The organism is Pseudonocardia halophobica (genome assembly GCF_050948485.1).
In the GTDB taxonomy this organism is placed as follows: Bacteria; Actinomycetota; Actinomycetes; order Mycobacteriales; family Pseudonocardiaceae; genus Pseudonocardia; species Pseudonocardia halophobica.
Genome location: NZ_CP192046.1, coordinates 4,759,072 through 4,784,678, shown reverse-complemented (window position 1 = coordinate 4,784,678; position 25,607 = coordinate 4,759,072). Strand labels below are relative to the sequence as shown.

At 72.6% G+C, this 25,607-nt stretch carries 21 protein-coding genes; 9 read left to right on the top strand and 12 right to left on the bottom strand.

Annotated elements, in window-relative coordinates; all coding sequences use genetic code 11:
• Positions 1-9: 9 nt before the first annotated feature.
• Positions 10-1,092 (bottom strand): proline racemase family protein, encoded by a 1,083-nt coding sequence (locus ACQP04_RS22690; RefSeq protein WP_433502576.1) that lies wholly within the window; start codon positions 1,090-1,092, stop codon positions 10-12.
• 112 nt (positions 1,093-1,204) lie between these two features.
• Between ACQP04_RS22690 and ACQP04_RS22685 the strand changes: the two genes are divergently transcribed.
• Positions 1,205-1,954, top strand: a complete 750-nt coding sequence (locus ACQP04_RS22685; protein WP_433502575.1) for an IclR family transcriptional regulator — start codon at positions 1,205-1,207, stop codon at positions 1,952-1,954.
• Between the two features lie 45 nt (positions 1,955-1,999).
• Here the strand turns inward: ACQP04_RS22685 and ACQP04_RS22680 are convergent, their stop codons facing one another.
• Positions 2,000-2,692: an SDR family NAD(P)-dependent oxidoreductase gene (locus tag ACQP04_RS22680; protein ID WP_433502574.1), complete on the bottom strand. Its 693-nt coding sequence runs from the start codon at positions 2,690-2,692 to the stop codon at positions 2,000-2,002.
• Between the two features lie 481 nt (positions 2,693-3,173).
• Here ACQP04_RS22680 and ACQP04_RS22675 point away from each other — a divergent pair, with 481 nt between their 5' ends.
• The gene (locus ACQP04_RS22675) at positions 3,174-5,666 is read left to right on the top strand and encodes a Pls/PosA family non-ribosomal peptide synthetase (RefSeq protein ID WP_433502573.1); all 2,493 of its coding nucleotides are present in this window, start codon (positions 3,174-3,176) and stop codon (positions 5,664-5,666) included.
• An 87-nt stretch (positions 5,667-5,753) separates the two neighbouring features.
• On the opposite strand, the gene ACQP04_RS22670 is transcribed toward ACQP04_RS22675, so the two are convergent.
• The 3 genes from ACQP04_RS22670 to ACQP04_RS22660 form a co-directional block, all read right to left on the bottom strand.
• The gene (locus ACQP04_RS22670) at positions 5,754-5,936 is read right to left on the bottom strand and encodes a hypothetical protein (RefSeq protein ID WP_433502572.1); all 183 of its coding nucleotides are present in this window, start codon (positions 5,934-5,936) and stop codon (positions 5,754-5,756) included.
• 130 nt (positions 5,937-6,066) lie between these two features.
• Positions 6,067-6,840: a methyltransferase gene (locus ACQP04_RS22665; RefSeq protein WP_433502571.1), complete on the bottom strand. Its 774-nt coding sequence runs from the start codon at positions 6,838-6,840 to the stop codon at positions 6,067-6,069.
• Positions 6,833-7,207 (bottom strand): pyridoxamine 5'-phosphate oxidase family protein, encoded by a 375-nt coding sequence (locus ACQP04_RS22660; protein ID WP_433502570.1) that lies wholly within the window; start codon positions 7,205-7,207, stop codon positions 6,833-6,835. The genes ACQP04_RS22665 and ACQP04_RS22660 overlap by 8 nt, the downstream gene beginning before the upstream one ends.
• A gap of 140 nt (positions 7,208-7,347) precedes the next feature.
• Between ACQP04_RS22660 and ACQP04_RS22655 the strand changes: the two genes are divergently transcribed.
• The 3 genes from ACQP04_RS22655 to ACQP04_RS22645 are packed head-to-tail and all read left to right on the top strand — an operon-like array spanning position 7,348 to position 12,872.
• The gene (locus ACQP04_RS22655) at positions 7,348-7,971 is read left to right on the top strand and encodes a TetR/AcrR family transcriptional regulator (protein ID WP_433502569.1); all 624 of its coding nucleotides are present in this window, start codon (positions 7,348-7,350) and stop codon (positions 7,969-7,971) included.
• Positions 7,968-11,150, top strand: coding sequence for a carboxyl transferase domain-containing protein (locus ACQP04_RS22650; protein ID WP_433502568.1), 3,183 nt, complete (start codon positions 7,968-7,970; stop codon positions 11,148-11,150). The genes ACQP04_RS22655 and ACQP04_RS22650 overlap by 4 nt, the downstream gene beginning before the upstream one ends.
• A 9-nt stretch (positions 11,151-11,159) precedes the next feature.
• Positions 11,160-12,872 (top strand): AMP-binding protein, encoded by a 1,713-nt coding sequence (locus ACQP04_RS22645; protein ID WP_433502567.1) that lies wholly within the window; start codon positions 11,160-11,162, stop codon positions 12,870-12,872.
• 170 nt (positions 12,873-13,042) lie between these two features.
• Here ACQP04_RS22645 and ACQP04_RS22640 read toward each other — a convergent pair whose 3' ends face one another.
• Positions 13,043-14,089, bottom strand: a complete 1,047-nt coding sequence (locus ACQP04_RS22640; protein WP_037040043.1) for an alpha/beta fold hydrolase — start codon at positions 14,087-14,089, stop codon at positions 13,043-13,045.
• Between the two features lie 126 nt (positions 14,090-14,215).
• Here ACQP04_RS22640 and ACQP04_RS22635 point away from each other — a divergent pair, with 126 nt between their 5' ends.
• On the top strand, positions 14,216-14,830 hold the full coding sequence (locus ACQP04_RS22635; protein WP_433502566.1) for a cyclodeaminase/cyclohydrolase family protein: 615 nt from the start codon (positions 14,216-14,218) through the stop codon (positions 14,828-14,830).
• A 3-nt stretch (positions 14,831-14,833) separates the two neighbouring features.
• Here the strand turns inward: ACQP04_RS22635 and ACQP04_RS22630 are convergent, their stop codons facing one another.
• Genes ACQP04_RS22630 through ACQP04_RS22605 form a run of 6 tightly spaced genes read right to left on the bottom strand, consistent with a single transcriptional unit; the run spans position 14,834 to position 23,212 of the window.
• Positions 14,834-16,531, bottom strand: a complete 1,698-nt coding sequence (locus tag ACQP04_RS22630; RefSeq protein ID WP_433502565.1) for a formate--tetrahydrofolate ligase — start codon at positions 16,529-16,531, stop codon at positions 14,834-14,836.
• A 28-nt stretch (positions 16,532-16,559) separates the two neighbouring features.
• Positions 16,560-17,474, bottom strand: coding sequence for a methylenetetrahydrofolate reductase (locus ACQP04_RS22625; protein ID WP_433502564.1), 915 nt, complete (start codon positions 17,472-17,474; stop codon positions 16,560-16,562).
• Positions 17,475-17,487: 13 nt separating this feature from the next.
• Complete coding sequence (locus ACQP04_RS22620; protein ID WP_433502563.1) at positions 17,488-18,468, bottom strand: electron transfer flavoprotein subunit alpha/FixB family protein; 981 nt, start codon at positions 18,466-18,468, stop codon at positions 17,488-17,490.
• Positions 18,465-19,235, bottom strand: a complete 771-nt coding sequence (locus ACQP04_RS22615; RefSeq protein WP_433502562.1) for an electron transfer flavoprotein subunit beta/FixA family protein — start codon at positions 19,233-19,235, stop codon at positions 18,465-18,467. The genes ACQP04_RS22620 and ACQP04_RS22615 overlap by 4 nt, the downstream gene beginning before the upstream one ends.
• A gap of 3 nt (positions 19,236-19,238) precedes the next feature.
• Positions 19,239-21,749, bottom strand: coding sequence for a GcvT family protein (locus ACQP04_RS22610; RefSeq protein ID WP_433502561.1), 2,511 nt, complete (start codon positions 21,747-21,749; stop codon positions 19,239-19,241).
• An 11-nt stretch (positions 21,750-21,760) separates the two neighbouring features.
• Complete coding sequence (locus ACQP04_RS22605) at positions 21,761-23,212, bottom strand: trimethylamine methyltransferase family protein (RefSeq protein ID WP_433502560.1); 1,452 nt, start codon at positions 23,210-23,212, stop codon at positions 21,761-21,763.
• 96 nt (positions 23,213-23,308) lie between these two features.
• On the opposite strand from ACQP04_RS22605, the gene ACQP04_RS22600 reads away from it, so the two are divergent.
• The 3 genes from ACQP04_RS22600 to ACQP04_RS22590 are packed head-to-tail and all read left to right on the top strand — an operon-like array spanning position 23,309 to position 25,607.
• Entirely contained in the window at positions 23,309-24,079 is a 771-nt protein-coding gene (locus tag ACQP04_RS22600) for an IclR family transcriptional regulator (protein ID WP_433502559.1), read from the top strand.
• The gene (locus ACQP04_RS22595) at positions 24,079-24,744 is read left to right on the top strand and encodes a corrinoid protein (RefSeq protein ID WP_433502558.1); all 666 of its coding nucleotides are present in this window, start codon (positions 24,079-24,081) and stop codon (positions 24,742-24,744) included. Before ACQP04_RS22600 ends, ACQP04_RS22595 begins: the two co-directional genes overlap by 1 nt.
• A complete protein-coding gene (locus ACQP04_RS22590) occupies positions 24,744-25,607 on the top strand; it encodes a dihydropteroate synthase (protein ID WP_433502557.1) in 864 nt (287 codons plus the stop codon). The genes ACQP04_RS22595 and ACQP04_RS22590 overlap by 1 nt, the downstream gene beginning before the upstream one ends.

Genomic DNA, 25,607 nt, shown 5'->3' with positions numbered 1-25,607 from the left:
TGGTGTCGATCAGTCCTGGACCGGGCTCCAGATGTCGCCGACGGTGAGGCCCGTCGGGAACGGGTCGTCGGGCTGCAGGACGTGCTGCACGTGGCCGGTGATCCACGCCCGGCCCTGGATCGAGGGCACGACGGCCTCCTGGCGACCGACGGTGGTGCGTTCGTGCAGCACTCCGCGGAACGTGGTGCCGAGTACGCCCTGGTGGACGAAGGGAACCCCGAGTCCGAGCTCGCCGCGGGCATGCAGGACGGCCATCCGCGCCGAGGTGCCGGTACCGCCCGGCGAGCGGTCCAGGATCCCCGCCCACGACGTCGGGTCGTCGAGGACGATCCGGCCGGACGGCATGACCACGCTGTTGCGGCCCGAGATGTCGGGGGAGTCGGGCGGCCCGTGGAGCATGGCCAGGTCGATCGTGGTGACGTCCGGCCGGTCCGGGTGTGCGACCGGCACCTGCTCGCGGGCCGCCGCGAGGAGTGCCGTGCCGGCGCGGGTGATCGCCGGGGCGTGCTCGGGGCCGAGGGCCACGCCCAGGTCGGCGGCGCGCGCCATGACGTAGACCTGGCCGCCGAAGGCGACGTCCACGACGACCGTCCCGTACTCGGGCACCGAGATCTTCCGGTCCAGGGCGATGACGAACGACGGCACGTTGCGCACGCGAACCCACCGCACGCGACCGCCCTCGACCCCGGCGGTCGCCTCCACGGGGCCGACCGCCGTGTCGATCCGGACGAGCGTCTCCGGCTCGGCCGACGGCAGGCTGCCCGTCTCCAGCAGGGCGGTGACCGTGCACATCGCGTTGGCGCCCGACATGGGCCGGAAGCCACCTTGCTCCAGGATGACGATGCCGACGTCGGCGGTGGGATCCAGCGGTGGCAGGACGAGCACCCCGCACATCGAGGGATGCCCGCGGGGCTCGCGCAGCAGCAGCCGGCGTAGCCAGTCCAGCTCCGTCCCGCACCAGCGCATGCGCTCGGACCAGGTCCTGCCACGCACGAGGAGATGGACGCCGGGCAGAACCCGCCCGACCTCGCCCTCGCAGTGCACGTCGATCGACGTGATCGTGCTCGGCCCGGAAGAAGGCGGTGCACTCATGCCGCACTCCTCCTCCGTCAGGTCGAGGGGACGCTAGGGGCGGGCGGGTGTGGCGTCAATGACGAATAGAGTCGCGTGGGTGCAGGACGGTCGCGTCATACGGGATTCGTCGGTGCAGTCCGTCCACCGCGCGGTCTCGATACTCCAGGTGCTCGCGATCCACGGTGCTGCCGGGGTCACGGAGATCGCCACGGAGCTCGGCGTGCACAAGTCCACCGTGTTCCGGCTGCTCGCCACCCTGGAGGCGCGCGGGCTGGTCGAGCAGCACACGGAGCGCGGACGGTACCGGCTCGGCTACGGGGTGGTGCAGCTGGCAGCCGGAGCGACGAAGGCGGACGACCTCTCCCTGCTCAGCCGCCCCGTCTGCCGTCAGCTCGCCGAGACCGTGCACGAGACGGTGAACGTGACCGTCCACGACGGACGCGCGGTGATCAGTATCGACCAGGTACTCGGGTCGCCGACGATCACGACCAACAACTGGGTCGGGCGACGGGCCCCGATGCACGCCACGGCCGCCGGCAAGGTGTTCATGGCGCAGATGGACCGCGGGGAGCTCGACGCGCTCCTCGCGGAGGGCCTGGAGGCCTACACACCGCGCACGATCGTCGACCCGGCGACGTTGGGCCGGGAGCTCGCCCTGATCCGCGAGCGCGGCTACGCCACCACGATGGAGGAGAGCGAGATCGGGCTGGCGGCCGTCGGGGCCCCCATCCGGACCCTGGACGGTCGCGTCATCGCCGCCGTGACCGCGTCGGGGCCCACGTTCCGGATGAACGAGGACACCCTCCCGGGCATCGTCGACCACGTTCTCGCGGCGGCCGCGGAGATCTCGCAGCGCCACGGTTACCCCAGGCGCGGATGACGAGGAGGGTCCGCCGGTGCAGCACGGCAGTCGGGGCCGGTCCTCCTAGGCGTCCCCGTAGACCGGGATCCGGGCCCCGCTGATCGGCGCGGCGTCGGGCCCGGCGAGGAAGGCGATGACCCGGGCGATCGCCTCCGGGCTCACGGCTCGAGCGGCGAGGTCCGGCGACATCCACGTGCGGTTGGCCGGGGTGTCGATGACCGACGGCAGGACGGCGTTGACCCGGATCCGCCGGGGGCGGAGCTCCTCGGCGAGGAGTTCGGTCATCCGCACGACCGCCGCCTTGCTCGTGGCGTGGGCGAGGGGGGCGGCGCCGCTCACGGCCGTCTTCGAACCCACCGTGACGATGGCGCCTCCACCCGCCGCACCGAACCGGGCGGCCGCCTCGCGGGCGCACCACAGCAGCGATGCGACGTTGGACTGCCACATCGCGTCCCAGACGTCCGGGGTGAGCTCGGCGAGCGAGCTGGGGCGGAAGCCGCCGGCGAGTGCCACGAGCACGTCCGGGGTGCCGATCGAGTCGATCGTCGCCCAGGCGGCGGTCACGTCGTCGGGCTCGGACAGGCCGGCCGCGACCGGGTGGACCCGGTCGAGACGGCCGATCTCGTCGAGCGGGTCGCCGGGGCGGTCGAGTGCCACGACCTGGCGCCCGGCGCCGAGGAACTCGGCGACGACCGCTCGGCCCAGCGCGCCGGCGGCGCCGGTCACGACGACGAGGCGGTCCGTCGAACTTCCCATCGTGCACTCCTCCTGTGTCCGGATGATCTGCGCGAGGAGTGTCCCAGAGGTCGGGGACCGAGGAGGCGGCCGTGACGGCAGGGACGGCTCGACACGGCCGTGGACCCGGCGCCGATAGGTCCCGATTGCTCCGCGTTGTCTACGACGATCGCGTGAAGCTCGTTGTGTAATGCAACGTGACTGCCCCGCCGCGGGATCTGTCACCACGTCGGCCGCGCGGACGCGGCCGCGGGGGTGATCGGCGAGCGTGTGCCGCCGATCGTGAAGGGGGAAGAAGCACCGACCAGACCACACCACACCGGGAGTGCACCGGGCCCGATCCGTGCCCGCGCTCCCGGCGCGCCGGCCGTCTCCCACGCCGACGGCACCGCGGCCGGACGCCCTCACCGGTACCCCTGCGGACGTGTGCGTCCGTACGGCTCCGGTACCGGACCCGAACGCTCGAGAGTGAGTCCTCGTGACAGGAACACCCGTCGACCTCGTGACCCCATCGACCGACACGATCGGCACCGAGTCCGCGCTCGCCGCGCTCCTGGCCGACGTGGTCGGGGTGGAGCGGGTCGAGCCCGCCGACAACTTCTTCGACGCACTCGGCGCCGACTCGATGGTGCTGGCCCGCTTCTGCGCGCGGGCGCGCAAGCGGGAGGACCTGCCGTCGCCGTCGATGCGCGACGTCTACGACCATCCGACGATCGCGAGCCTGACCGCCGCCCTCGCCGTCGCGCCCGTCCCCGAATCGGCCCGGGGCCCGGACACGGCCGAGCCGGCGCGCACGCGGGCGGGCACCGCCGGCTACCTCTTGTGCGGTCTCCTGCAGTTCCTGGCGTTCGTGGCCTACTGCTACGGCTTCGCCATCGCGACCACGCTCTCCTACGAGTACGTCGTCGCCGGCGGCGTCGGCCCGGCGAGCCTCTACCTTCGTGCGGTCGAGGCGGGCGCGGCGATGTTCGTGGCGATGTGCCTGCTGCCGGTCGCGGCCAAGTGGGTGCTCGTCGGCCGGTGGCGCCCGCGCGAGATCCGCATCTGGAGCCTCGACTACTTCCGGTTCTGGCTGGTCAAGACGCTCGTCCGGGCGAGCCCGCTGCTGCTGCTCACCGGCGGCCGCTCGCACACCAGCTCGGCCTCGCCGCTGATGGTGCTCTACCTGCGGGCGCTCGGGGCACGGGTGGGCAAGGGCGTCACGATCTACTCCCGGACGCTCCCGGTGTGCACCGACCTGATCACCATCGGCGCCGGCACGGTCGTCCGCAAGGACGCGCAGCTGAACGGTTACCGCGCTCGCGGCGGAGTCGTCGAGACCGGGCCGGTGACGCTCGGGCGCGACGTCGTGCTCGGGGAGGGAGCCGTGCTGGACATCCGTACCGCGATGGGTGACGGGTCCCAGATCGGGCACGCCTCCGCGCTCGTCGCCGGACAGTCGGTGCCCGCGGGGGAGTCGTGGCACGGCGTGCCCGCCGTGTCCGGCGGCGCCGACCTGCACACCGGTGGATCGATGCGGAGCGGCAGCGTGCGCCGTGCCGTCCACGCCGCGGTCCAACTGGTCCTCGCGGTCGCGGTCTACCTCCCGGTGGCGGTCGGGTTCGCGGGGGTCCTGCTCGACGAGACCCCGCTCGGCGGTGTCCTCGACCCCGGGGCGATGGCCTTCACGACCTGGGCGTACTACCGCAACGCGCTGCTGGTGACGACGGTGCTGTTCGTCGGCGTCCTGCTGCTCGGCCTGGCGGGCGTGGCGGTGGTGCCGCGGCTGCTGAACCTGCCGCTGCGGGCGGACCGGACCTACCGGCTCTACGGCTTCCACTACGGCCTGCACCGCACGATCGGCCGGCTGACCAACGTCCGGTTCTTCAACCGCCTGTTCGGGGACAGTTCGTACATCGTGGGCTACCTGCGCTGGATCGGGTACGACGTCGACGCCGTCGAGCAGACCGGGTCGAACTTCGGGACCGAGGTGCGGCACGAGACGCCGTTCCACGTCACGGTCGGTCGGGGCACGATGGTGGCCGACGGGCTCTCGGTCATCAACGCGGACTTCTCGGCCACCTCGTTCCGGATCTCCCGGGTGACCATCGGGGCGCACAGCTTCCTCGGCAACCGGATCATGTACCCGTCGCAGGGCCGTACCGGCGAGAACGTCCTGCTGGCGACCAAGGTCCTGGTCCCGATGGAGGGGGAGGTGCGCCACGACACCGGGCTGCTGGGGGCGCCGTGCTTCCCGATCCCGCGGACCGTCGAGCGCGACCACCGGTTCGCGGTGCGGAGCCGGACCGAGCTGCGGCAGCGGCTGTCCCGCAAGAACCGCTACAACCTGCGCAGCATGGCGCTGTTCCTCGTCGTGCGCTGGGTGCACCTGCTGGGCATGGTGCTGCTGGCCATGGCGGCCTCCGACATCTACCGGGCCGTCGGCGTGGAGGCGGTGGCCGCCGACCTGGTCGGGTCGCTGCTGTTCACGGTCGTGTTCTTCTGCCTGGTCGAGCGGGCCGTCCTCCGGTTCCGGTCGCTGCGACCGCGGTCCTGCTCGATCTACGACCCGTACTTCTGGTGGCACGAGCGGTTCTGGAAGCTCGTGATCCCCGACTTCGACCAGGCGTTCGCCGGCACGCCGTTCAAGAACCTGCTGTCGCGCGCGCTCGGGGTCCGGCTCGGCCGGCGGGTGTTCGACGACGGCTGCTTCCTCCCGGAACGCACCCTCGTGACGATCGGCGACGAGGCCACGCTGAACTTCGGCACGGTCGTGCAGTGCCACTCACAGGAGGACGGCGCGTTCAAGTCCGACCGCAGTGCGGTCGGCGCCCGGGCCACGCTCGGTGCCGGTGCCTTCGTGCACTACGGCGTGACGGTCGGCGACGGGGCCGAGCTCGACGCCGGGACCTTCGTCATGAAGGGCGAGGAGATCCCGCCGGGAGCCCGGTGGGAGGGCAACCCCGCCCGGGAGGCCGCCCCGCACACCGCGCCCCCGCGCTCGACCCGCACGTGATCGCTGATCCACTCCAGGTGGAGCAGGTCGGGGGATCCTCCGGGCCCTGATGCTCGGTCCTCCGTCGCGCCCGGCCGAGCGGGCGGCTCAGTCCTGGCCGCTCGGCTGCCTGAGCCGCTCGCAGTCGTTCTCCACCGAGGTCCACAGGGCGCGCGCCGTCGGGTCCTCCGCGACCCACTCCGCCGCCCGTCGCGCGGCGTCGACGTCCCCGTTCTCGGCCAGCACGTGCAGCTCGACGAGCTGCTCCACCCAGTCGGTTCCCTGCTTCACGTCTGTCATCGAACAACGATTGCGCATGCGCACCGGCGAACGCAGCCTCCCGGTGACGGACGACACAGCAGCCGGCGTGCGTCCTTCGCCGAGTGGTCGGACACCCGCCCGGGATCGGACCGTCGCGACGTCACGCCGCTGTGCGCCCGACCAGGTGGAACACGCGGCTGAGCTGCCGGTACGGGTCGCGTGAGGCGGCGCGGAGCTCGACCTCGGCGACGGCCTCGACGTCCGTGGCGTCGAGGGGGAGGTCCAGCCAGTCGGTGAAGAGCCACACGCCGTACCAGGCCTCGGCCTCGAGCCCGCCGTCCCGCAGCAGCCCCGACAGGCCCTCGACCGTGTCGGCGCGGGTCTCGGTGCCGAGCACTCCGATCTCGGAGCCGGCGTCGAAGGCGGCCAGGGCGTCGGACCAGCGCTGCTCGAGTGCCGGCCGGACCGCCAGGGTCCGGCCGTTCAGTGCCATCAGCGACAGGACGCCGCCCGGGGCGACGCAGCGGCACAGCGCCGCGACCATCGGCGCCGGATCGGGCAGGTACATGAGCACGCCGTGGCAGAGGACGGCGTCGAAGAGACGGCCACCGGTGAGGACGTCGGCCCGTTCGCCCGGGCCCTCGAGCAGGCGGACCCGCCGCCGCACGGACTCGGGCTCCGCCTCGAGGCGCTGCCGCGCCCGCGCCAGCATCGCCGGCGACGGGTCCAGCACGGTGACCTCGTGGCCGAGCCGGGCCAGCGGCAGGGACTGGTGTGCGGCGCCACCGCCCACGTCGAGGACGGCCGCCGGCGCGGTCGGGAGGTGGCGGAGCAGCTGCTGGTGCAGGACGTAGGTCCGCACCCGGCCCTTGACCGTGGCGTAGGCGCCGTCGACGAACGCCTCCGCCAGGGCCGCCCAGGCGTCGTCAGGCACCCGTCGGGACCTCGGCGCAGTCGGCACCGCAGCCGGGACCCGGGGTCGGCGCCGGCGCAGGGCGGTGCAGGACCGCCCGCGTCGGCGTGACGACGAGTGCGTCGCCGGACAGGGCCGCGCTCCCGTCGACGATCAGCGAGTGCTCCTCCGCGGAGTGCGGCGGCCAGACCAGCGTGACCGGGGGGCGCGCGGTCGCGTTGGCGCGGGTGCGCCGGCCGAGATCGCCGACGGCGACGCGGCCGTCGGTCACCACCGGCGAGACGGCGGCGACGTGCGGCCTGCCGTCGTCCCCGATGGTCAGCAGGTAGGCGAAGCCGAAGCGGGCGACGGTCGCGGCCAGGTCGTCGGTGGGAACGGCGATGCTCACGCCGTCGAGGTTAGAGCCGGTTCCGTGCGTGGTGAGGCCGCCGGGCAGGTGTGGCGTTGACCGACCACGGCCATCGACATACGCTCTGGTATAAACCGGCGGGTCGAAAGTCGGGGCGCGACGACGCGGCGGGAGGGTCGATGGCCGAGATCGGCCTGCGGGGCAGTGCCGTCCGCGATCCCGGGCACCGCGAGGAGCAGCGTCGCCGGATCCTCGCGGCCGCGGCGGAGGTGTTCGCGCGCAAGGGCTACGAGGCCGCGACGATGGAGGACATCGCCGCGCAGATGGGCGTGAGCAAGGGCGTCCTCTACTACCAGTTCCGCAGCAAGCAGGAGCTCGTCGTCGAGACCCGGCGGGCCACCTCGGGGGCCGCGGTCGAGCGGCTGGACGAGATCGTGCGCCGACCCGGGTCCGCCCGCGAGCGCATCGAGGCCGCGCTGCGGGACCTCGCGGCGGCGGCGTTCGATCCCCTCGCGAAGCACGTGATCCTCCTGCCGGTGCTGCACGGCCTCGACGCCGAGCACCTGGCCGAGGTCCGCACCATCGAGCGCCGCTACGAGCGCCTGCTCGAGACGCTGCTGCGCGAGGGCGCGGCCGAGGGCGGCCTCGTGGTCGACGACGTCAAACTGGCCGCGTTCACCCTGATCAGGGCTTGTTTCGGCCCGGCGGTCTGGTACCGCCCGGACGGCCCGCTGACCCGCGACCAGATCATCGACCGGCTCGTCGCCCAGTTGCTGCGTTCCCTCACCGTGGAGGTCTCGTGACCCTGCTCGTCGCCAACCGGGGCGAGATCGCCGTCCGCCTCGTCCGGGCCGCCCGCGAGCTGGGCCTGCGGACGATCGCCGTGTACGCGCCCGAGGACGCCGCCGCACCGCACGTCACCCTCGCCGACGAGGCCCACGAGATCCCGGGCTACCTCGACCAGGAGGCGATCGTCGGGGTCGCTCGGGACGCAGGCGCCACGCTGGTCCACCCCGGTTACGGCTTCCTCAGCGAGAACGCCTCCTTCGCCCGGCTGTGCGCGGACCACGGCCTGACGTTCGTCGGCCCGCGTCCCGAGCTGCTGGACCTGTTCGGGGACAAGGTCCGCGCCCGCGCCACGGCCCGGGAGGCCGGCGTCCCGGTCCTGCCCGGCACGGACGGCGCCACCTCGCTCGACGAGGCCGCGGCCTTCCTCGCCGAGCACGGCGCCGTGATGCTCAAGGCGCTCGCCGGTGGCGGCGGCCGCGGGATGCGCGAGGTGACCAGGCCGGACGAGCTGGCGGAGGCCTTCGCCCGCTGCCGTTCCGAGGCCGAGCAGGCGTTCGGGTCCGGGGAGCTGTACGTCGAGAAGCTGGTCGGGGCGGCGCGGCACATCGAGGTGCAGATCGTCGGGGACGGCACGCAGGTCCGGCACCTGGGGGAGCGGGACTGCTCGATCCAGCGCCGGCACCAGAAGCTGGTCGAGATCGCGCCCGCGCCGTTCCTCGACCCGGCGGTCCGGCGGCGGCTCCACGAGGCGGCTCTCCGGATCGGCGAGCACGTCCGCTACCAGAGCCTGGGGACCGTCGAGTTCCTCGTCGACGGTGGCGACGTGTGGTTCCTCGAGCTCAACCCGCGGCTCCAGGTCGAGCACACGGTGACCGAGGAGGTCACCGGTGTCGACCTCGTCGAGACCCAGATCCGGCTCGCGCAGGGGGCACGCCCGGACGTCTCCGGCGAGCCGCGGGGCTTCGCGATCCAGGCCCGGGTCAACACCGAGGAGCTCGACGAGGACGGCACGCCGCGTCCCCGCGCGGGCCTGCTCACCGCGTTCGACCCGCCCGCCGGCCCGCACGTCCGCGTGGACACCTACGGTTACGCGGGCCTGCGGACGAGCCCGCGGTTCGACTCGTTGCTGGCCAAGGTGATCACCCGCGGCGCCACGTTCGCGGACGCGGTCCGGCGCGCGGACGCCGCCCTGGCCGAGTTCCGGATCGAGGGCCTCGCGACCACGATCCCGTTCCTGCGGGCGGTGCTGACCCATCCGGGCTTCACCGCCGGCCCGTCTGACACCGGGTTCGTGGCCGCGCACCTCGCCGAGCTGCGCGACACCGAGCTGCCCGGCCGGTTCCCCGCGACCACCGCGGCCCCGAAGGCCGAGGCGGTCCCCGCCGACGGGGTGGCGGCGCCGATGGACGGCGTCGTCGTCGAGTTCGCCGTGGAGCCCGGTGATCGGGTGCGCCGTGGCGAGCGGCTGCTGGTGCTCGAGGCGATGAAGATGGAGTTCACGGTCCGCGCCGAGACCGCGGGGACCGTCGGGCGGCTGGTGGCCGAGGTCGGGGCCGTCGTCGAGGAGGGTGCACCGCTGCTCGTGCTGGAGCCCTCGACGTCGGACGACGACGTGGTCATCGCCGACATCCCGGCCGTCGAGGAGGGCTGGGAAGGCGAGGCCGAGGAGGTCCACCGCCGCCGTGCGCTCGGCCGTGGGATGGGCGGCCCGGAGAAGGTCGCCCGCCAGCACGAGACGGGCCGGCTGACCGTCCGCGAGCGGATCGACGCGCTGGTGGACAAGGGCAGCTTCTCCGAGATCGCCCCGCTCACCGGCTTCGCCACCTACTCCGCGGACAACGAGCTGACCTCGCTGCTGCCGGTCAACTTCGTGTCCGGCACGGCGCGGATCGACGGCCGCCGCGCGGTCGTCGGGGCGGACGACTTCACCATCCGCGGCAGCTCCGGGGACGCCGCGATCTGGCAGAAGCAGGTCTTCACGGAGGAGTACGCCGGCGCGATGCGGCTGCCGATCGTGCGGCTGCTCGACGGGGCGAGCGGCGGCGGCAGCGTCGTCACCGCCCAGCGCAACGGCTACCACTACCTGCCCGTCAACCCGGGGTGGGACGCCGTCGTCGACAACCTGTCGCTGGTCCCGGTCGTGTCCGCCTGCCTCGGCCCGACGGTCGGGCTCGGCGCCGCGCGGCTGGCCATGTCCCACCTGGCGTTGATGGTCGAGGGCATCGGGCAGGTGTTCACGGCCGGACCGCCGGTGGTGAAGGGCAGCTCCGGCGAGGACCTGACCAAGGAGCAGCTGGGCGGCGCCGAGGTGCACCGCCACAACGGGCTGATCGAGCGGTTCGTCCGCAGCGAGGAGGAGGCCTTCGGTGTGATCCGCGGCTTCCTGTCCTACCTGCCGCAGAGCGTGTTCGAGGTGCCCCCGGTGGTCCCGAGCGAGGATCCGGCGGACCGGGCGGACGAGGGTCTGCTGCGGGCCGTGCCACGCAACCCCCGCGAACCCTACGACGTGGACGCCCTGCTCGAGGCCGTCTTCGACCAGGGCTCGGTGTTCCGCTACGCCGAGTACGGCGGCGCGACGGTCACGGCGCTGGCCAGGCTGGACGGCCATCCCGTCGGCGTCGTCGCCACCGACCCGACCCGTGGCGTGACCATCTCCGCGGAGGGTGCGCAGGCGATCACCCGGCTCGTCGACCTCTGCGAGACCTTCCACCTGCCGCTGGTCAGCCTCACCGACCAGGGCGGCGCGTCGATCGGCTCGGGTGCGGAGCGCAAGGCCACGATCCGCTTCGGCGTCCGGGCGATCGCCGCCGTCTACCAGGCGCGGGTGCCGCAGGCCGAGATCATCGTGCGGCGGGTGTTCGGGGTCGGCGGGGCCGGGATCGTCAACCGGCACCGGCCGAACCGGACGTGGGCCTGGCCGTCCGCCACCTGGGGCTCGCTGCCCGCGAAGGGCGGGGTCGAGGCCGCCTTCCGCGCGCAGCTCGAGAACGCCCCGGACCGGACGGCGGAGATCGCCCGGATCGAGCGCGAGCTGGAGGCGCTGGCCTCGCCCTTCCGGACCGTGGAGCGGTTCGGCGTGCAGGACCTGATCGACCCCCGCGAGAGCCGGGCGGTGCTGTGCGAGTGGGTGCGGGACGCCTACCGCCTGCTGCCCGAGCAGCTCGGCCGCCCCGCCTTCGGCACGCGCCCCTAGGAGACCCGCATGTCCGAGCACGAGCTCACCGCCCGGCTGCGGGCGGAGGACGAGCTGATCACCGACCGCCTGCGGCACTGGGCCCGGACCACCGGCGACCGCACCTTCCTCCACTACGGCGAGGACGACGTCTCGTTCACCTACGCCGAGTTCGACCGCCGCACGGACGCGATCGCCGGCAACCTCGTCGGCTCCGGCGTGGCGCGCGGCGACCGGGTGTCGGTGTTCAGCCTCAACCCGATGATCACCGCGCTGGTGATGGTCGGCTGCTGGAAGGCCGGGGCGGTCTACGCGCCGGTGAACTTCTCCTACACCGGGCGCCTGCTGTCGTACCAGCTCGACGACACCCGGCCCGTGCTGACCGTGACCGATCCGGCGCTGCTGCCCGCGCTGAACGCGGTCGCGGACGTGCTGGAGCAGCCGCCCGCCGTCGCCCTCTACACCCCACCGGAGGGCGCCCACGACCACGCGGCCGCGCCCGACCTGCATCCGGCGTTCCGGTCCGTGGCCTGGGGCGATCTCGTGGCCGCCGCGGACGCGCCGGAGATCACGATCGCCTTCGACTACCCGGCCAACATCTTCTACACGTCCGGGACCACCGGCCCGTCGAAGGGCGTGCTGCAGCCCTTCCGCTGGATGGCGCAGTACACATGGGGGCTGCGGATGCCGCTGTCCGAGGAGGACGTGGTCTACAACGACCTGCCGATGTACCACGTGGGCGGGGCGCTGGCGAACTTCGGCCGCGCGCTCTGGCAGGGCAGCGAGGTCGCCGTGTGGAACCGGTTCAGCCCCACCCGGTTCTGGGAGCGGATCCACTCCCGGGGGGCGACCGCGGCGATCCTGCTCGACGTCATGATCCCGTGGCTGTCCAAGGCGCCCGCCTCCGCCGACGACCGGCGGAACACCTTGAACAAGGCGTACATGCAGCCGTTGCCGTTGCAGCACAACGAGTTCTGCCGCCGGTTCGGGATCGACCACGTGGGGGCCGGGTTCGGACAGACCGAGGCGGGTGCGCCGCTGGGCGTGCTGATCGAGGAGACCGCACCCGGTGAAGGGACGCCGGCCGATCTCTATCGCGGGCATTCGCACCCGGCGCTGGCGGAGATCGCTGCGGCGAAGGGCGTGCCGGTGCTGCAGGCCTCGGAGGCGGGACGGAAGGGCCTGATGGGGAGGCCGAGCCCGTTCTTCGACGTCACGGTCCGCAGCGAGCGCGACGAGGAGTGCGAACCGGAGGAGCCGGGCCACCTCGCCGTCCGACCGAAGGTGCCGGGGCTGCTGCCGGAGTCCTACCTGAACAAGCCGGAGGCGACGGTCACCGCGACCCGCAACCTCTGGTTCCACACCGGCGACGCCGCGCTCGTCGGCGAGGACGGGCTGTTCTACTTCGTCGACCGGCTCGGGGACCGGATCCGGGTCCGCGGCGAGAACCTGTCGTCGTTCCAGGTGGAGGACATGCTCAACCAGCATCCGGTGATCCGGATGAGCGCTGCGTTCCCGATCCCGGGCGCCGAGGGGGACGAGGACGACATCGTGGCCTACGTCGTCCCCACCGAGGACTCGCTCACGGTCGACGAGGTGGTGCAGTTCGCCGAGGACACCATGCCGAAGTACATGCGCCCCAGGCACGTCCGCATCGTCGACGACATCCCGCGCACGCCCACGAACAAGGTCGAGAAGTACCGGCTCCGGCAGCGCATCCTCGCGGAGCTGACGGGAGGGTAGGCCCGGGCGTGGGTGCGTCGCTCACGAAGACGACCGCACCCGCCCTTGCTGGAGCGATCGCGGGCCCGGGGCACCCTGGACAGCCCCGTCCTCGGCGCCGGTCGCACCGACGCGGGGAGGGCGACGCCGCCGACCTCCCCGCACGCCGTGCCGACGACCGGATGTCGGGTTCAGTCGACGTGCTCCTTCAGCAGGTCACCGATGCAGGCGTCGATCTGCTCGCGGTCACGGTCGGCGAGACAGAACATCGCGAAGTGGGCCCACAGCGAGTCCACGACCCGGAACTCGCTGTTCGGGATGAGGCGCTGCTCGGCCTCGCAGTCCTCCGGTGGGAAGAACATGTCCCGGGAGAACGGCACGACGTACGTCTTCGCCGTGATCCGCCCGAGTGCGGCGGCCAGGTCCCCGTTCGTGTGCAGGCTGACGTCGCCGTGGCGCCACTTCCAGCCCATCCAGATGAGGTTGTTCGGGTCCATGGGTGCGAAGTAGTTCTCCCAGAACCGGTGCAGGAAGTCCTCGAGCGAGGAGAAGCCGTAGGCCCGGTAGGCCTCGGAGTTGTAGAACTCCGGGCACAGCCCCATCACCGACCAGGTCTGCGCGTGGCGGCGGAGACCCACGTGGACGTCGCTCTGGTCCTTGTAGAACCCGCCGTCCCAGGCCGGGTCGGACTTCAGGGCGTCCTCGTGCGAGCGCACGAAGATGTAGTCGTGGGCGGTGGTCCTGGCCGTGCCGGCGAACGGAAGGGCCCGCTTGACCATGTCCGGGTACCGGACGGCCCACTCGTAGGTCTGCTCGGCGCCCATCGACCAGCCCAGCACGAGCTCGAGCCGCTCGATCCCGAAGACCTCGGTCACGAGCCTGTGCTGCGCCCGCACGTCGTCGCTGATCGTGACGTTCGGGAAGGCGCCGCCGTTGAACGGGGGCGGGGTGTTGCTCGGTGAGGACGAGAACCCGTTCGCGAACTGGCCCGGGAAGATGATGAAGTACTTCGAGGGGTCGAGCGGCCGGCCCTCCCCGACGAAGATCTCCATCGACGCCGACGTCCCGGACCACATGTGCGGGAACAGGACGGCGTTGTCCTTCGCGTCGTTCAGCGTTCCCCGGGTCTTGTACGCGAGCCGCGCGTTCGGCAGCGTGATCCCACCGGCCAGCTCGAAGTCGCCGAGGTCGAGGTACTCGTGCCGACCGTGGATCTCCTCCGAGTAATAGTTCCCCATCGCTCCGGCACTCCCTTCGGACGTTCCCCTGGTGACGTGGGTCACAGCGTCCTGCTGTCGGGGGCCGAGGGGGACCGCCATCCATCCCAATACCGGCGGCGCCGGGTCACCGCTAGCGTGAGCGAGGTGCGGAGCTGGAGCATCGACGCGTATCTCGCACGTCTCGCGGCCAGGAACCCGTCGCCCGCCGGCTCCGCCGTCGCCGCGCTCAACGCGGCCCAGGCCGCGGCGCTGCTGGCGATGGTGGCCCGGTTCCGCGTCGGCCGGGACCACCCGGTGGGCGAGATCGCGCAGAGCGTGCTCGGGCGGGCGGAGGAGCTGCACCAGGCGGCGCTGGGCCTGGCCGAGGCGGACATCGGCGCCGTCGACGAGGTCGCCGCCGCCTACGCGCTCCCGCGAGCCACCGAGGCCGAGCGGGCGCGGCGCAGCGCGGCGATCGCCGACGGCCTCCTCGCCGCCGCGGGCCCGCCGGCCGAGCTGGTCCGGATCGGCGCGGAGCTCGTCGGGCTGTGCGAGCGGATGGCCGAGGTCGGCAGCGGTGCCCTCCTCGCGGACGTGGCGGCGGCGGCCGACGCCACGGCAGCGGCGCTGAGCATCAGCCGCACGAACGTCGAGGCCGACATCGCGCCGCGCCGCGGCACGGCGGAGGCCGAGGACCTCGCCGCCGTCGTCGGCTCCGTGGACGACCTCCTGCGCCGGGCCGCACGCGTCCGCGACGAGATCCGCCGTGCCTCCGGGTGAGGATCAGGAGAGGTTGACGATGTTGCCGTCGGCGTCGATGTCCACCCGGTGGGCGGCCGGGCTGGCGCCGAGGCCGGGCATGGTGCGCATGTCGCCGCAGATCGGGTAGATGAACCCGGCACCGACGGACGCCCGGACCTCCCGGACGGGCAGGCGCCAGCCCGTGGGCGCCCCCGTGAGCGACGGGTCGGACGACAGCGACAGGTGGGTCTTGGCGATGCAGACGGGCAGGTGGCCGTAGCCGTTCGCCTCGTAGGTCGCGAGCTGGCGGGACGCGGCCCGGTCGTAGTCCACCCCGTCGGCGCCGTAGACCTGCGTCGCGATCGTCGCGATCTTCTCCTCGAGGCCGGCCGAGTCCGGGTAGAGGAAGCGGAAGCGGGACGGCTCGTCGGCGGCCTCGGCGACCGCCTCGGCCAGGTCCCGCGCCCCGCGCCCACCGTCGGTGAAGTGCGTGCAGACGGCGACCCGCGCGCCCATCTCCTGCGCGATCTCGGCGATCGCCGCATGCTCGGAGGCGTGGTCGCCGGGGAAGGCGTTGACGGCGACGACCGGCGACACCCCGTGCATCCGGATGTTCTCGATCTGCTTGCGCAGGTTGGCGCCGCCGATGTGGACCTCGTCCGGGTTCTCGGCGAGGAGCGCCTCCGGCAGCGGCCGGCCGGCGACGATCCGGTGCCGGCCCGAGTGCGCCTTGAGCGCCCGCACGGTCGCCACGACGACCGCGGCGTCGGGGGTCAGGCCGGAGGCCCGGCACTTGATGTTGAAGAACCGCTCCGCGCCCATGTCGGCCCCGAACCCGGCCTCGGTGACGAGGAAGTCGCCGCCGTGGATGCCGATGAGGTCGGCCACCACCGACGAGTTCCCGTGGGCGATGTTGCCGAACGGGCCGGCGTGCACGAGGACCGGCGTGTTCTCCAGCGTCTGCATGAGGTTGGGCTTCAACGCGTCCCGCATGATGGCCGTCATCGCGCCGGCGCCGCCGATGTCCTCCGCGGTCACCGGTGTGCCCTGCGGGGTGTAGCCGACGACGACGCGGCCGAACCGCTCGCGCATCTCCTGCAGCGACCGGGCGAGCGCGAAGATCGCCATGACCTCGCTGGCCGCGGTGATGTCGAACCCGGTCTGGCGCGGGATCCCGTCCGTCCTGCTGCCGAGGCCGACGATCACGTTGCGCAGCGCCCGGTCGTTGACGTCGAGCACCCGGCGCCAGGTGATGGCGTGCGGGTCGAGGCCGGTGTCGTTGCCCTGGTAGAGGTGGTTGTCCAGCACCGCCGAGAGCAGGTTGTGCGCCGCGGTGACGGCGTGGAAGTCGCCGGTCAGGTGGAGGTTGAGCACGTCCATCGGGACCACCTGGCTGTAGCCGCCGCCGGCCGCGCCGCCCTTGATCCCGAAGGTCGGGCCCATGGACGGCTGCCGGATCGCCACCGTGGCCCGCCGCCCGGTCTGGCACAGCGCCTGCCCGAGGCCGACGGTGGTGGTGGTCTTGCCCTCGCCCAGCGGGGTCGGGGTCACGGCGGACACCACCACGTACTTGGCCCGGGGCCGGTCCGCGAGCTCGTCGATCGCTGCGAGCTTGATCTTGGCGACGTGCTCGCCGTACCCCTCGAGCAGGTGCGGTCCGATCCCCATGGCGGCGGCCACGTCGTCGAGCGGTTTCAGGGACGCGGCCTGCGCGATCGTCAGATCCGGCGGAAGGAACATGGCAGTCTCCTCGGTCGTGGCAGGGGCGTCAGGCGGTCACCCGAAGGGAGTCGCGGTCGTCCACCTCGAACCGGCCGTCGCGGATGTCCGCGGCCCAGGCGGCGGTGGGGACGAGTGCCCCGAACGGGAAGAAGTGCACCGCGCGCAACAGGCTGCGGGGGTCGGCGGCCGCCGCGGCCGCCAGGCCGAGGAGGGTCGCGTCGGGGTGGTGGACCGGTGAGGTCGCCAGCTTGAGCACGCTCCCGGCCTGCTGCCGGAGCACCTTGAGGGACGGCCCCACCCCGCAGCGCAGGCCGTACCGGAGCAGGCGCGCGGGGGAGGTGAGGCCGGGCAGTCCGGCGTGGACGGGCACGTCGACGCCCGCGGCCCGGATCCGTCGCTCCCAGGCGACGATCGGCCCGGGGTCGAAGCAGAACTGGGTGACGAGGTGCAGGTCGAACCCGCGCGCCCGGGCGATGCCGCACTTCGCGACGAGGGCCCGGAACAGCTCGTCGTCGTCGACGTCGGGGTGCCCCTCCGGGTGGCCCACGATGCCGACGCGGTGGATGCCGGCCTCCTCGAGGAGGCCCGCGTCGAGGATCTGCGCCGACTCGGAGAACTCCCCGACGGGCGTGGTCAGGGACCCGGCGAGGAGCAGGACGTCCTCGACCCCGGCCGCGGTGAGGTCGGCCAGCATGCGCTGCAGCGCGGGGCGGTCGGACACGGCCCGGGCCGCCAGGTGCGGCACCGGGCGCAGGCCGGCCTCCCGGACGGTGCGGGCGACCGCCACCGTGTCGGCCCACGGCTGGTCCGGGAGGAACGTCAGGTAGACGGACGTCCCGGCCGCCAGGTGGTCGCGCAGCGGCGGGAGCGTCGCCGCCTCGCGAGGGGTGATCTCCACGCTGAACGGGAACATCAACCTGCGCACGGCGTCGCTCAGCTCGGCGTACGTGGGTGTGGTCATCGTGTGGTACCCCTCAGCCCCGGCGGCGCCGGATCTCGGCGTTGATCGCGGGCACGACCTCGTGCATGTCGCCGATCACCGCGTAGGTCGCCTTGGTGACCATCGGCGCGGCCTCGTCCGTGTTGACCGCCAGGATCGTCTTGGAGCTCGCGCACCCGGCCCAGTGCTGGATCGCCCCGCTGATGCCGCAGGCGATGTAGAGGTCGGGGGAGATCCGGCTGCCGGTCTGGCCGATCTGCTCGTGGTGCGGGCGCCAGCCCATGCTGGTGACCACGCGGGAGACGCCGAGCGCGCCGCCGAGCAGCTCCGCCAGCTCGGCGACACTCGCGAAGCCCTCCGCGCCGCCGGCGCCGCGCCCGGCGCCCACCACGACCTTGGCCGACGTGAGCGCGCCCGACAGGTCCGGCGCGGCGGGCTCGGTCGACACGACCCGCGTCACGAGGTCCGCCTCCGCGACTTCCGGGGAGAACTCGCGCACGGTCACGGGCACGGGCGGAACCTGTTCGGCCTGCACGGCGTGGCCGGCGACGGTCAGCACCGCGGGGCGGAGGGGCAGGAGCATCTCCTCGAGCGCGGCGCCGCCCACCACCTGGCGGGTGACCCGCAGCGCCTCCCCGTCGTCCTCGGTTCCCAACCCGACGACGTTCGCCGCCATCGGCACGTCGAGCCGCGCGGCGAGGTGGGCCATGACCTCGAGGCCGCGCGGGCTCCCCGGGGCGACGACGGCCTCGGCGCCGGTGGCCGCCACGGCCGCCTGCACGGCGGCGGCCCAGACGGCGCCGCCGTAGGCCGCGAAGGCCTCGCCGGTGGCGTGGTGCACCTCGCCGACGCCGTGACCCGCGAGCTGGTCGACCACGCCGTCCGGGCGCGTGCCGACCACCAGGGCGTGCACCGGGCCCCCGGTCCGCCTGGCGAGGGTGCGCCCGAACGTGACGGCCTCCAGCGACACCTCGGTCGCCCCCGTCGCGTCGGTCTCCACGAGCGTGAGGATCATCGGGCCACCCCCAGGCGCTGCAGCAGGTCGACCACGGCCGGCGCGGCGTCCGGTCCGGCGCCGATCACCTCGACGGTGCTCGGCTGGGCCGGCGGCAGTGTGAGCCGCACACGGCCCGAGCCGCGCGGCTCGTGCCGCGGTGCCACGGTCTCGACCGGGATCTTCTTCGACTTCATCCGCCCGACGACCGACGGGTAGCGCGGCTCGACGCCGCCCTCGAGCACGGTGACGACCGCGGGCAGCGGCACCGCGTAGGTCTCGACGCCGTCCGGCCCGTCGCCGCGCGCCGTCGCCACCCCGCCGTCGACCTCGACCGTGCGCACCCCGTTGACGACCGGCCGCCCCAGCGCGTAGGCGAGCCGGACACCGACCTGGAAGTCACCGGTGTCGGCGGCGTCGTTGCCGAGGAGGATCAGGTCGTACGTGCGGCCCTCCGCGGCGTGCGTCTCCACGACGGCGGCGATCTCCCGCACGACGTCCACCGGCCCGTACCCGACCGGGTCGGCGTCGATGTGCACGGCCGCGGCGCAGCCGACCGCCAGGGCGGCGCGGAGCTGCTCGACCGCCGCCTCGGGCCCCAGGGTGAGCACGGTCGCCGTGCCGCCGGTGGCCGTGGCGATGCGCACGGCCAGCTCGACGGCGCAGTTCTCGTGCGCGCTCACGGTGAAACCGACGAAGCGGGCGTCGACCGCCTGCGCGTCGGGCGTCAGCAGCACCTCGCCCGCGACGTCGGGCACCCGCTTGATGCAGACCAGTACGTCGGCCATGGCTCAGCCCTTGATCCGCTCGTTGGCCGGGTCGAACAGCGGCGTGGCGTCGGCCGACCCGACGGTCACCGGGTACAGCTCCTCCATGTAGGACACGGCGAGCCGGTTGCCGACCACCGCCTGGTCCGGCGGCAGGTAGGCCATCAGCACGTGCGTGCCCAGGGAGGGCGCCGAGCCCGCCGAGGTGACGTAGGGGTGGTGACCGTGCCCGTCCGTCAGCACGCCGCCGTCGCGGGTGAGGATCGGTTCGCCGCCGAGCATGTAGCGGTTGCGGCCGGTGGCCGACCGGTGGTCGTCGACGGTGAGCGTGCACAGCACCGCCCGGGGCTCGGCCGCGCGCTGGGCGAGGTAGGCCTCCCGGCCGACGAAGTCGGCGTCCTTCACCTTCGGCCGCATCATCCCCGCCTCGACGATGGTGCGCTCGCCGTCGAGCTCGAACCCGAACGCGCGGTAGCCCTTCTCCAGCCGGCCGGTGGTGCCGTAGACGCCGATCCCGACCGGGACGGCCCCGTCCGGCCGCCCGGCCTCGTGCAGCAGCTCCCACACCCGCGCGCCCTGCTCCATCGGGACGTAGAGCTCCCAGCCCAGCTCGCCCACGTAGGAGATCCGCGACGCGAGCACGCCGATGCTGCCGACGGCGATGTCGCGGCAGGTGAGGAACGGGAAACCGGTGTGCGAGATGTCGTCGTCGGTGAGGCGGCCGAGGACGTCGCGAGCCCGCGGGCCCCAGATCCCGATGGTGGTGAACGACGAGGTCCGGTCCACGACCGCGGCGCCGTCGGGCAGGTGGTCGGCGAACCACTTCAGGTCGGCCATGCCGTGCAGGCCGCCGGTGACCACCCGGTAGCGGTCGTGGGCCAGGCGCATCACGGTGAGGTCGGACCGGAAGCCGCCCCGGGCGTCGAGCACCGGCGTGTAGATCACGCGGCCCTCGGCCACGGCGGCCTGCGCGACGACGATGCCCTGGATCGCCTGCTCCGCGGCCGGCCCGACGACGTCGAAGATCGCGAAGGCGGACAGGTCGACGATGCCGGCCCGGTCACGCATGGCGAGGTGCTCGGCGTTGATGATCGGCGACCACCAGCGGGAGTCCCACTCGTGCTCGCGCGGCATGACCGCGTCGCCGTACTCGCCGAGCAGGGTCTCGTTCGACGCGTACCACATCGGCCGTTCCCAGCCGACGGTCTCGAAGAACTCGGCACCCGCGGCGCGCTCCGCGGCGTGCATGGGCGCGAGCCGCTTGCCGCGCTCGCCGGCCCACTGCTCGCCCGGGTGCACGATGCCGTAGGTCTTGTTGAACGCCTCCGACGTCCGCGAGCGCACGTGCGCGCGGGTGCGCTGGTGCGGGTAGAACCGCGCGATGTCGGAGTGGTGGAGGTCGATCTCGGAGTACCCCTGCGACATCCACTCCGCGACCGCACGGCCGACGCCGGGACCCTCCTTGATCCACACCGCCGCCGCCGACCAGAGGCCCTTCACCTCGGGCGTCTCGCCCAGGATCGGGGCGCCGTCCGGGGTGAGCGACAGCAGGCCGTTGATGGCGTAGCGGATCTCGGCGCCCTCGGCGGCGAGCGCGTCGGGCATGAGCTCGAGCGCCTGCTCCAGCTGTGGGTCGAAGTCGTCGGCCGTGAACGGCGTCTCGGTGGGGGAGAGCCGGGCCTGGTCGATCGACGGGATCTCCTCCGGGTCCCACAGGATGGGCCGGTGGGCGTAGGAGCCCACCTCCATGTCGGCGCCGTGCTGGCGCTCGTAGCAGAAGGTGTCCATGTCCCGGATGATCGGGAAGGAGATCTCGCCGGGCTGCTCGGCGAGCTGCGGGATCGGCCCCACCGAGATCATCTGGTGGACGGCCGGGGTGAGCGGGATCGCCGCGCCCGCCATCCTGGCGAGCTTCGGGCTCCACACGCCGCAGGCGATCACCACGTAGTCGGCCTCGATGTCGCCGCCGGTGGTGCGCACCCGCCGGATCCGCCCGCGCTCGACGTCCATGCCGATCACCTCGACGGTCGACACCACGGTGAGCGCGCCGAGCGCCAGCGCCGACTCCCGCATCAAGGTGCCCGCGCGCAGCGAGTCGACCACGCCCACGGACGGCGTCCAGAACGCCCCGAGGATCTGGTCCTTGTCCAGGTACGGGACGCGCTCGACGACGTGGTCCGGGGTCACCAGCTCGGCCGGGACGCCCCAGGCCCGCGCCGACGACATCCGCCTGCGCAGCTCCTCCATCCGCTCCTCGGTGCGGGCGACCTCGTACCCGCCCGACTCGGTGAAGACGCCCAGCTCCTTGTACTGGCGCATCGAGTCGAGCGTGAGGTCGGCGATCTCCCGCGAATGGTCGACCGGGAAGATGAAGTTCGAGGCGTGCCCGGTGGAACCGCCCGGGTTGGGCAGCGGGCCCTTGTCGATCTGCACGATGTCGCGCCAGCCGAGGCGGGCGAGGTGGTGCACGAGGCAGTTGCCGACGATGCCGGCGCCGATCACGACGACGCGGGCGGTGCGGGGCAGGTTCGCCATCGGTGGTCCTCCTAGTCGCCCAGCTCGCGGCGGCGCCGGGTCACGTACTCGGTGAGCTCCTCGCGGATCGCGTCGTCCAGCGGCGGGGGCTCGTACTCGTCGAGCTTCTTGTGCGCGACGTCGCGGGCCCGGGCGGCGGCGTCCTTGGCGCCGTTGCGCATCCACCGCTCGTAGTTCTCCGAGCTGTTGACGAACGGCCGGTAGAAGCAGGTGCGGAACCGTTCCATCGTGTGGGCCGCGCCGAGGAAGTGTCCGCCGTGGCGGACCTCGTCGTGCGCGTCGAAGGCCAGCGACGCCTCGTCGATCTCCAGGGGCGTGAACTCGTGCTGCAGCATCTCCAGCACCTGCACGTCCAGGACGAACTTCTCGTAGCTCGAGACCAGCCCGGCCTCCAGCCAGCCGGCCGCGTGCATCACCCAGTTGATGCCCGCGAGGAAGGTCGGGAGCATCGTCATCAACGACTCGTACCCGGCCTGGGCGTCGGGGGTCTGGCTCGCGGTGAGGCCGCCGCCCGAGCGCACCGGGAGCCCGAAGTGGCGGGCGATCTGCCCGGTGCACAGCAGGCCGATCGCGGACTCCGGCGTGCCGAAGCAGGGCGAGCCGGACTGCATGTCGATGTTGGAGAGGAACGACCCGAAGATCACCGGGCAGCCGGGCCGGACCAGCTGGGAGAGCGCGACGCCGGTGAGCGCCTCGGCGATCTGCTGGACCAGCGTCGCCGGGATCGACACCGGCGACATCGCCCCCATCAGCAGGAACGGGGTGAGCACGACGGCCTGGTTGGCCTCGCTGTAGGCGAGCTGCGCCTCCAGCATGCGCTCGTCCCAGCGCAGCGGCGAGTTGCAGTTGATGATCGAGATGGTGGCGGGGGTGGCCTCGATCGACGCCCGGCCGCCGAAGAGGATCTCGGTCATGGCGATCGTGTCGGCGGCGTTGACCCCGGACACCACGTTGCCCATGTAGATCTTGTCCGTGAGCGTCTGCAGCGCGTAGGTCATGTCGAGGTGCCGGGAGTCCAGCGGTGTGTCCTCCGGCTCGCAGATCACCCCACCGGCCGAGTCGAGGGCGGGGAAGCTCTGGGCGAGGCGGGTGAGGTTGCGGAAGTCCTCCATCTTCGCGTCCCGGCGCACGTCGCCCTCGCGCACGAACGGCGCACCGTAGACGGCCCCGAACACCATGGCGTCGTCGCCGATGTGCACGGTGTTGGCCGGGTTGCGGGCCTGCACGTCGAACGACCGCGGCGCCTTGGCGACCTGCTCGAGCACGAAGTCGGGATCGAACCGGACGATCCCGTGTCCGTCCGACTCCTCGACCTTCTGCCCGGCCTGGCGGAACAGCTCCAGCGCCCGCGCCGACCCGAACTCCACGCCGATCTCGGACACCAGTCGGCGCCAACCTGCGTCGAGGGTGTCCATCGCGTCGGCCGAGAGGATCTCGTAGCGAGGCATGGTGTTGCGGAACATGTGCTTCTCCGCTCTTGACGTGCTGAGAGACCGGCGTCACAGTAACCGCCATCGTGGGAACTCGGGTTCCATAATGTGAAACTTTGGGCGGCACTCATGGCGGCGCAGACAGGCAGTCAGGCGGTCGAACGCGCGAGTGCCCTTCTCGGCCTCATCGTCGAGTCCGGCGCACCGCGGACGTTCAGTTCGCTGGTGGACGAGCTGGGCCTGGCCAAGTCCACGACCTCCCGGTTGCTGCAGGCGCTCGAGCGCAGCCGGCTGGTGTACCGAGACCGCACCGGGGCGTTCCGCCCGGGCGCGCTGTTCTCGCTGCACGCCGCCCGGCCGAGCGCCCTGCACGACCTCTCCGAGCTCGCCCGCCCCACCATGGAGCACCTGTCCGAGCTCTCCCGGGAGACGGTGAACCTCGCCGTGCCGCGCGGCGGCCAGCTCGTCTCGATCGACCAGGTCGACAGCCGCTACCTGGTCGGGGCCACGAACTGGGTCGGCGTCGACGTGCCCGCGCACTGCACCGCCTCGGGCAAGGTCCTCTACGCCTCCGGCGCGCTCCCACGGCCGACCGGGCCGCTGGAGCGGCGCACGGCGCACTCGCCGGTCGACCGCGCGCAGCTCGAGCACGCCCTCGTCGAGGTGCGCCGCCGGGGCTGGGCCGCCTCGCTGGACGAGCTGGAGATCGGACTCACCGCCGTCGCGGCTCCGGTGCGGACCGTCGACGGCTCGGTCGTCGCCGCCGTCTCGGTCTCCGGACCCACGAGCCGGATCAACGACTACGGCATCACCAGGCTCGGCGACGTCCTCGTCGCCGAGCTGCGCGGGCTCTCCGCGCTGCTGGGGCATCAACCAGGACGGAAGGAAGGCTTCGCCTGATGGATCACGACGCGATCCTGCGCGGGCTCTACGACGAGACCCTCGTCGGCAACAAGCCGCGCGTGCTGGAGCTGACGCACGAGGGGCTGGAGGGGGGCCTCACTCCGGAGACGATGCTGTTCGACGCGCTGATCCCCTCGCTCGAGGAGGTCGGTGCCCGGTTCGAACGCGGCGACTTCTTCGTGCCCGAGATGCTGGTCGCGGGCAAGGCGATGAGCGGCGCGCTGGACATCCTGCGTCCGCTGCTCGCCGAGACCGGTGCGCAGACCGTCGGGACGTTCCTGATGAGCACCGTCAAGGGCGACGTCCACGACATCGGCAAGAACCTCGTGAACATCATGCTGGAGGGCGCGGGCTTCCACGTGATCGACCTCGGCGTGCAGGTGTCGCCGGAGAAGGTGATCGCCGGGATCCAGGAGCACAATCCCGACATCGTCGGGTTCTCCGCGTTCCTCACCACGACCATGCCGATGTTCAAGGCCAACATCAACGCGCTGCAGAAGGCCGGCCTGCGCGACCAGGTGATCGTGATGGTCGGGGGCGCCCCGGTCACCCAGGAGTACGCGGACGCCGTCGGGGCGGACGGTTACGCCGCCGACGCCGCCACCGCCGTCCGCAAGGCCAAGGAACTGCTCGCCGCCCGTCGTGCCGCCGTGGGGGTCTGATGCACACCGTTCTCCGTTCCGCGACCCGCGAGGTCGTCATCGGTCCTGATCAACCGTTCTGCCTGATCGGTGAGCGGATCAACCCGACGGGCCGCAAGATCTTCGCCGAACAGCTGCGCCGGGGCGATCTCACGCGCATCCAGGTCGACGTCGAGCAGCAGGTCGCGGGCGGGGCGACGATGCTGGACGTCAACATGGGCGTCCCGCTCGCCGACGAGGCCGAGCTGCTCGCCAAGGCCGTCACGATGGTGCAGGAGCTCACCGACCTGCCGCTGGTCATCGACTCGTCGGTGGTCGAGGCGCTCGAGGCCGGGCTCGCGGCGTACGACGGCAAGGCGCTGGTGAACTCGGTGACCGGCGAACGGGAGCGGCTGGACGCGATCCTGCCGATCGTCGCCCGGCACGGGGCGGCGGTGATCGCGCTGCCCAACGAGGAGGACGAGATCCCGGACGAGCCGGAGCGCCGGCTGGAGATCACGCGCAAGATCCTCGACATCGCCGTCGGTGAGTACGGCATCCCGGTCGAGGACATCGTGGTCGACCCGCTGGCCATGCCGGTGGGGGCGGACACGACGCTCGTGCGCACGACGCTGCGGACGATCGAGCTGATCTCCGGTGAGCTGGGCCTGAACATGACGCTCGGCGCCTCCAACGTCTCCTTCGGCATGCCGGGCCGCCCGGCGCTCGGCGCGACGTTCCTGCCGATGGCCATGTCCTTCGGGCTGACCAGCGCGATCATGGACGTGCGGTCGCCGCAGATCGTCGAGGCGGTCAAGGCCGCGGACCTGCTGCTCGGCAACGACGAGTGGGGCGCGGCCTGGATCGCGCGCGCCCGGGCGGCGGCCGCGGGGAAGACGGCCTGA

What these genes read in the sequence shown, in the direction of transcription:
- ACQP04_RS22655 (WP_433502569.1), top strand. Translation starts at nt 7,348, where the DNA reads ATGGCCGAGATCGGCCTGCGGGGCAGTGCCGTCCGCGATCCCGGGCAC.
- ACQP04_RS22625 (WP_433502564.1), bottom strand. Translation starts at nt 17,474, where the DNA reads ATGACCACACCCACGTACGCCGAGCTGAGCGACGCCGTGCGCAGGTTG.
- ACQP04_RS22690 (WP_433502576.1), bottom strand. Translation starts at nt 1,092, where the DNA reads ATGAGTGCACCGCCTTCTTCCGGGCCGAGCACGATCACGTCGATCGAC.
- ACQP04_RS22645 (WP_433502567.1), top strand. Translation starts at nt 11,160, where the DNA reads ATGTCCGAGCACGAGCTCACCGCCCGGCTGCGGGCGGAGGACGAGCTG.
- ACQP04_RS22590 (WP_433502557.1), top strand. Translation starts at nt 24,744, where the DNA reads ATGCACACCGTTCTCCGTTCCGCGACCCGCGAGGTCGTCATCGGTCCT.
- ACQP04_RS22600 (WP_433502559.1), top strand. Translation starts at nt 23,309, where the DNA reads ATGGCGGCGCAGACAGGCAGTCAGGCGGTCGAACGCGCGAGTGCCCTT.
- ACQP04_RS22610 (WP_433502561.1), bottom strand. Translation starts at nt 21,749, where the DNA reads ATGGCGAACCTGCCCCGCACCGCCCGCGTCGTCGTGATCGGCGCCGGC.
- ACQP04_RS22605 (WP_433502560.1), bottom strand. Translation starts at nt 23,212, where the DNA reads ATGTTCCGCAACACCATGCCTCGCTACGAGATCCTCTCGGCCGACGCG.
- ACQP04_RS22615 (WP_433502562.1), bottom strand. Translation starts at nt 19,235, where the DNA reads ATGGCCGACGTACTGGTCTGCATCAAGCGGGTGCCCGACGTCGCGGGC.
- ACQP04_RS22680 (WP_433502574.1), bottom strand. Translation starts at nt 2,692, where the DNA reads ATGGGAAGTTCGACGGACCGCCTCGTCGTCGTGACCGGCGCCGCCGGC.
- ACQP04_RS22630 (WP_433502565.1), bottom strand. Translation starts at nt 16,531, where the DNA reads ATGTTCCTTCCGCCGGATCTGACGATCGCGCAGGCCGCGTCCCTGAAA.
- ACQP04_RS22620 (WP_433502563.1), bottom strand. Translation starts at nt 18,468, where the DNA reads ATGATCCTCACGCTCGTGGAGACCGACGCGACGGGGGCGACCGAGGTG.
- ACQP04_RS22595 (WP_433502558.1), top strand. Translation starts at nt 24,079, where the DNA reads ATGGATCACGACGCGATCCTGCGCGGGCTCTACGACGAGACCCTCGTC.
- ACQP04_RS22640 (WP_037040043.1), bottom strand. Translation starts at nt 14,089, where the DNA reads ATGGGGAACTATTACTCGGAGGAGATCCACGGTCGGCACGAGTACCTC.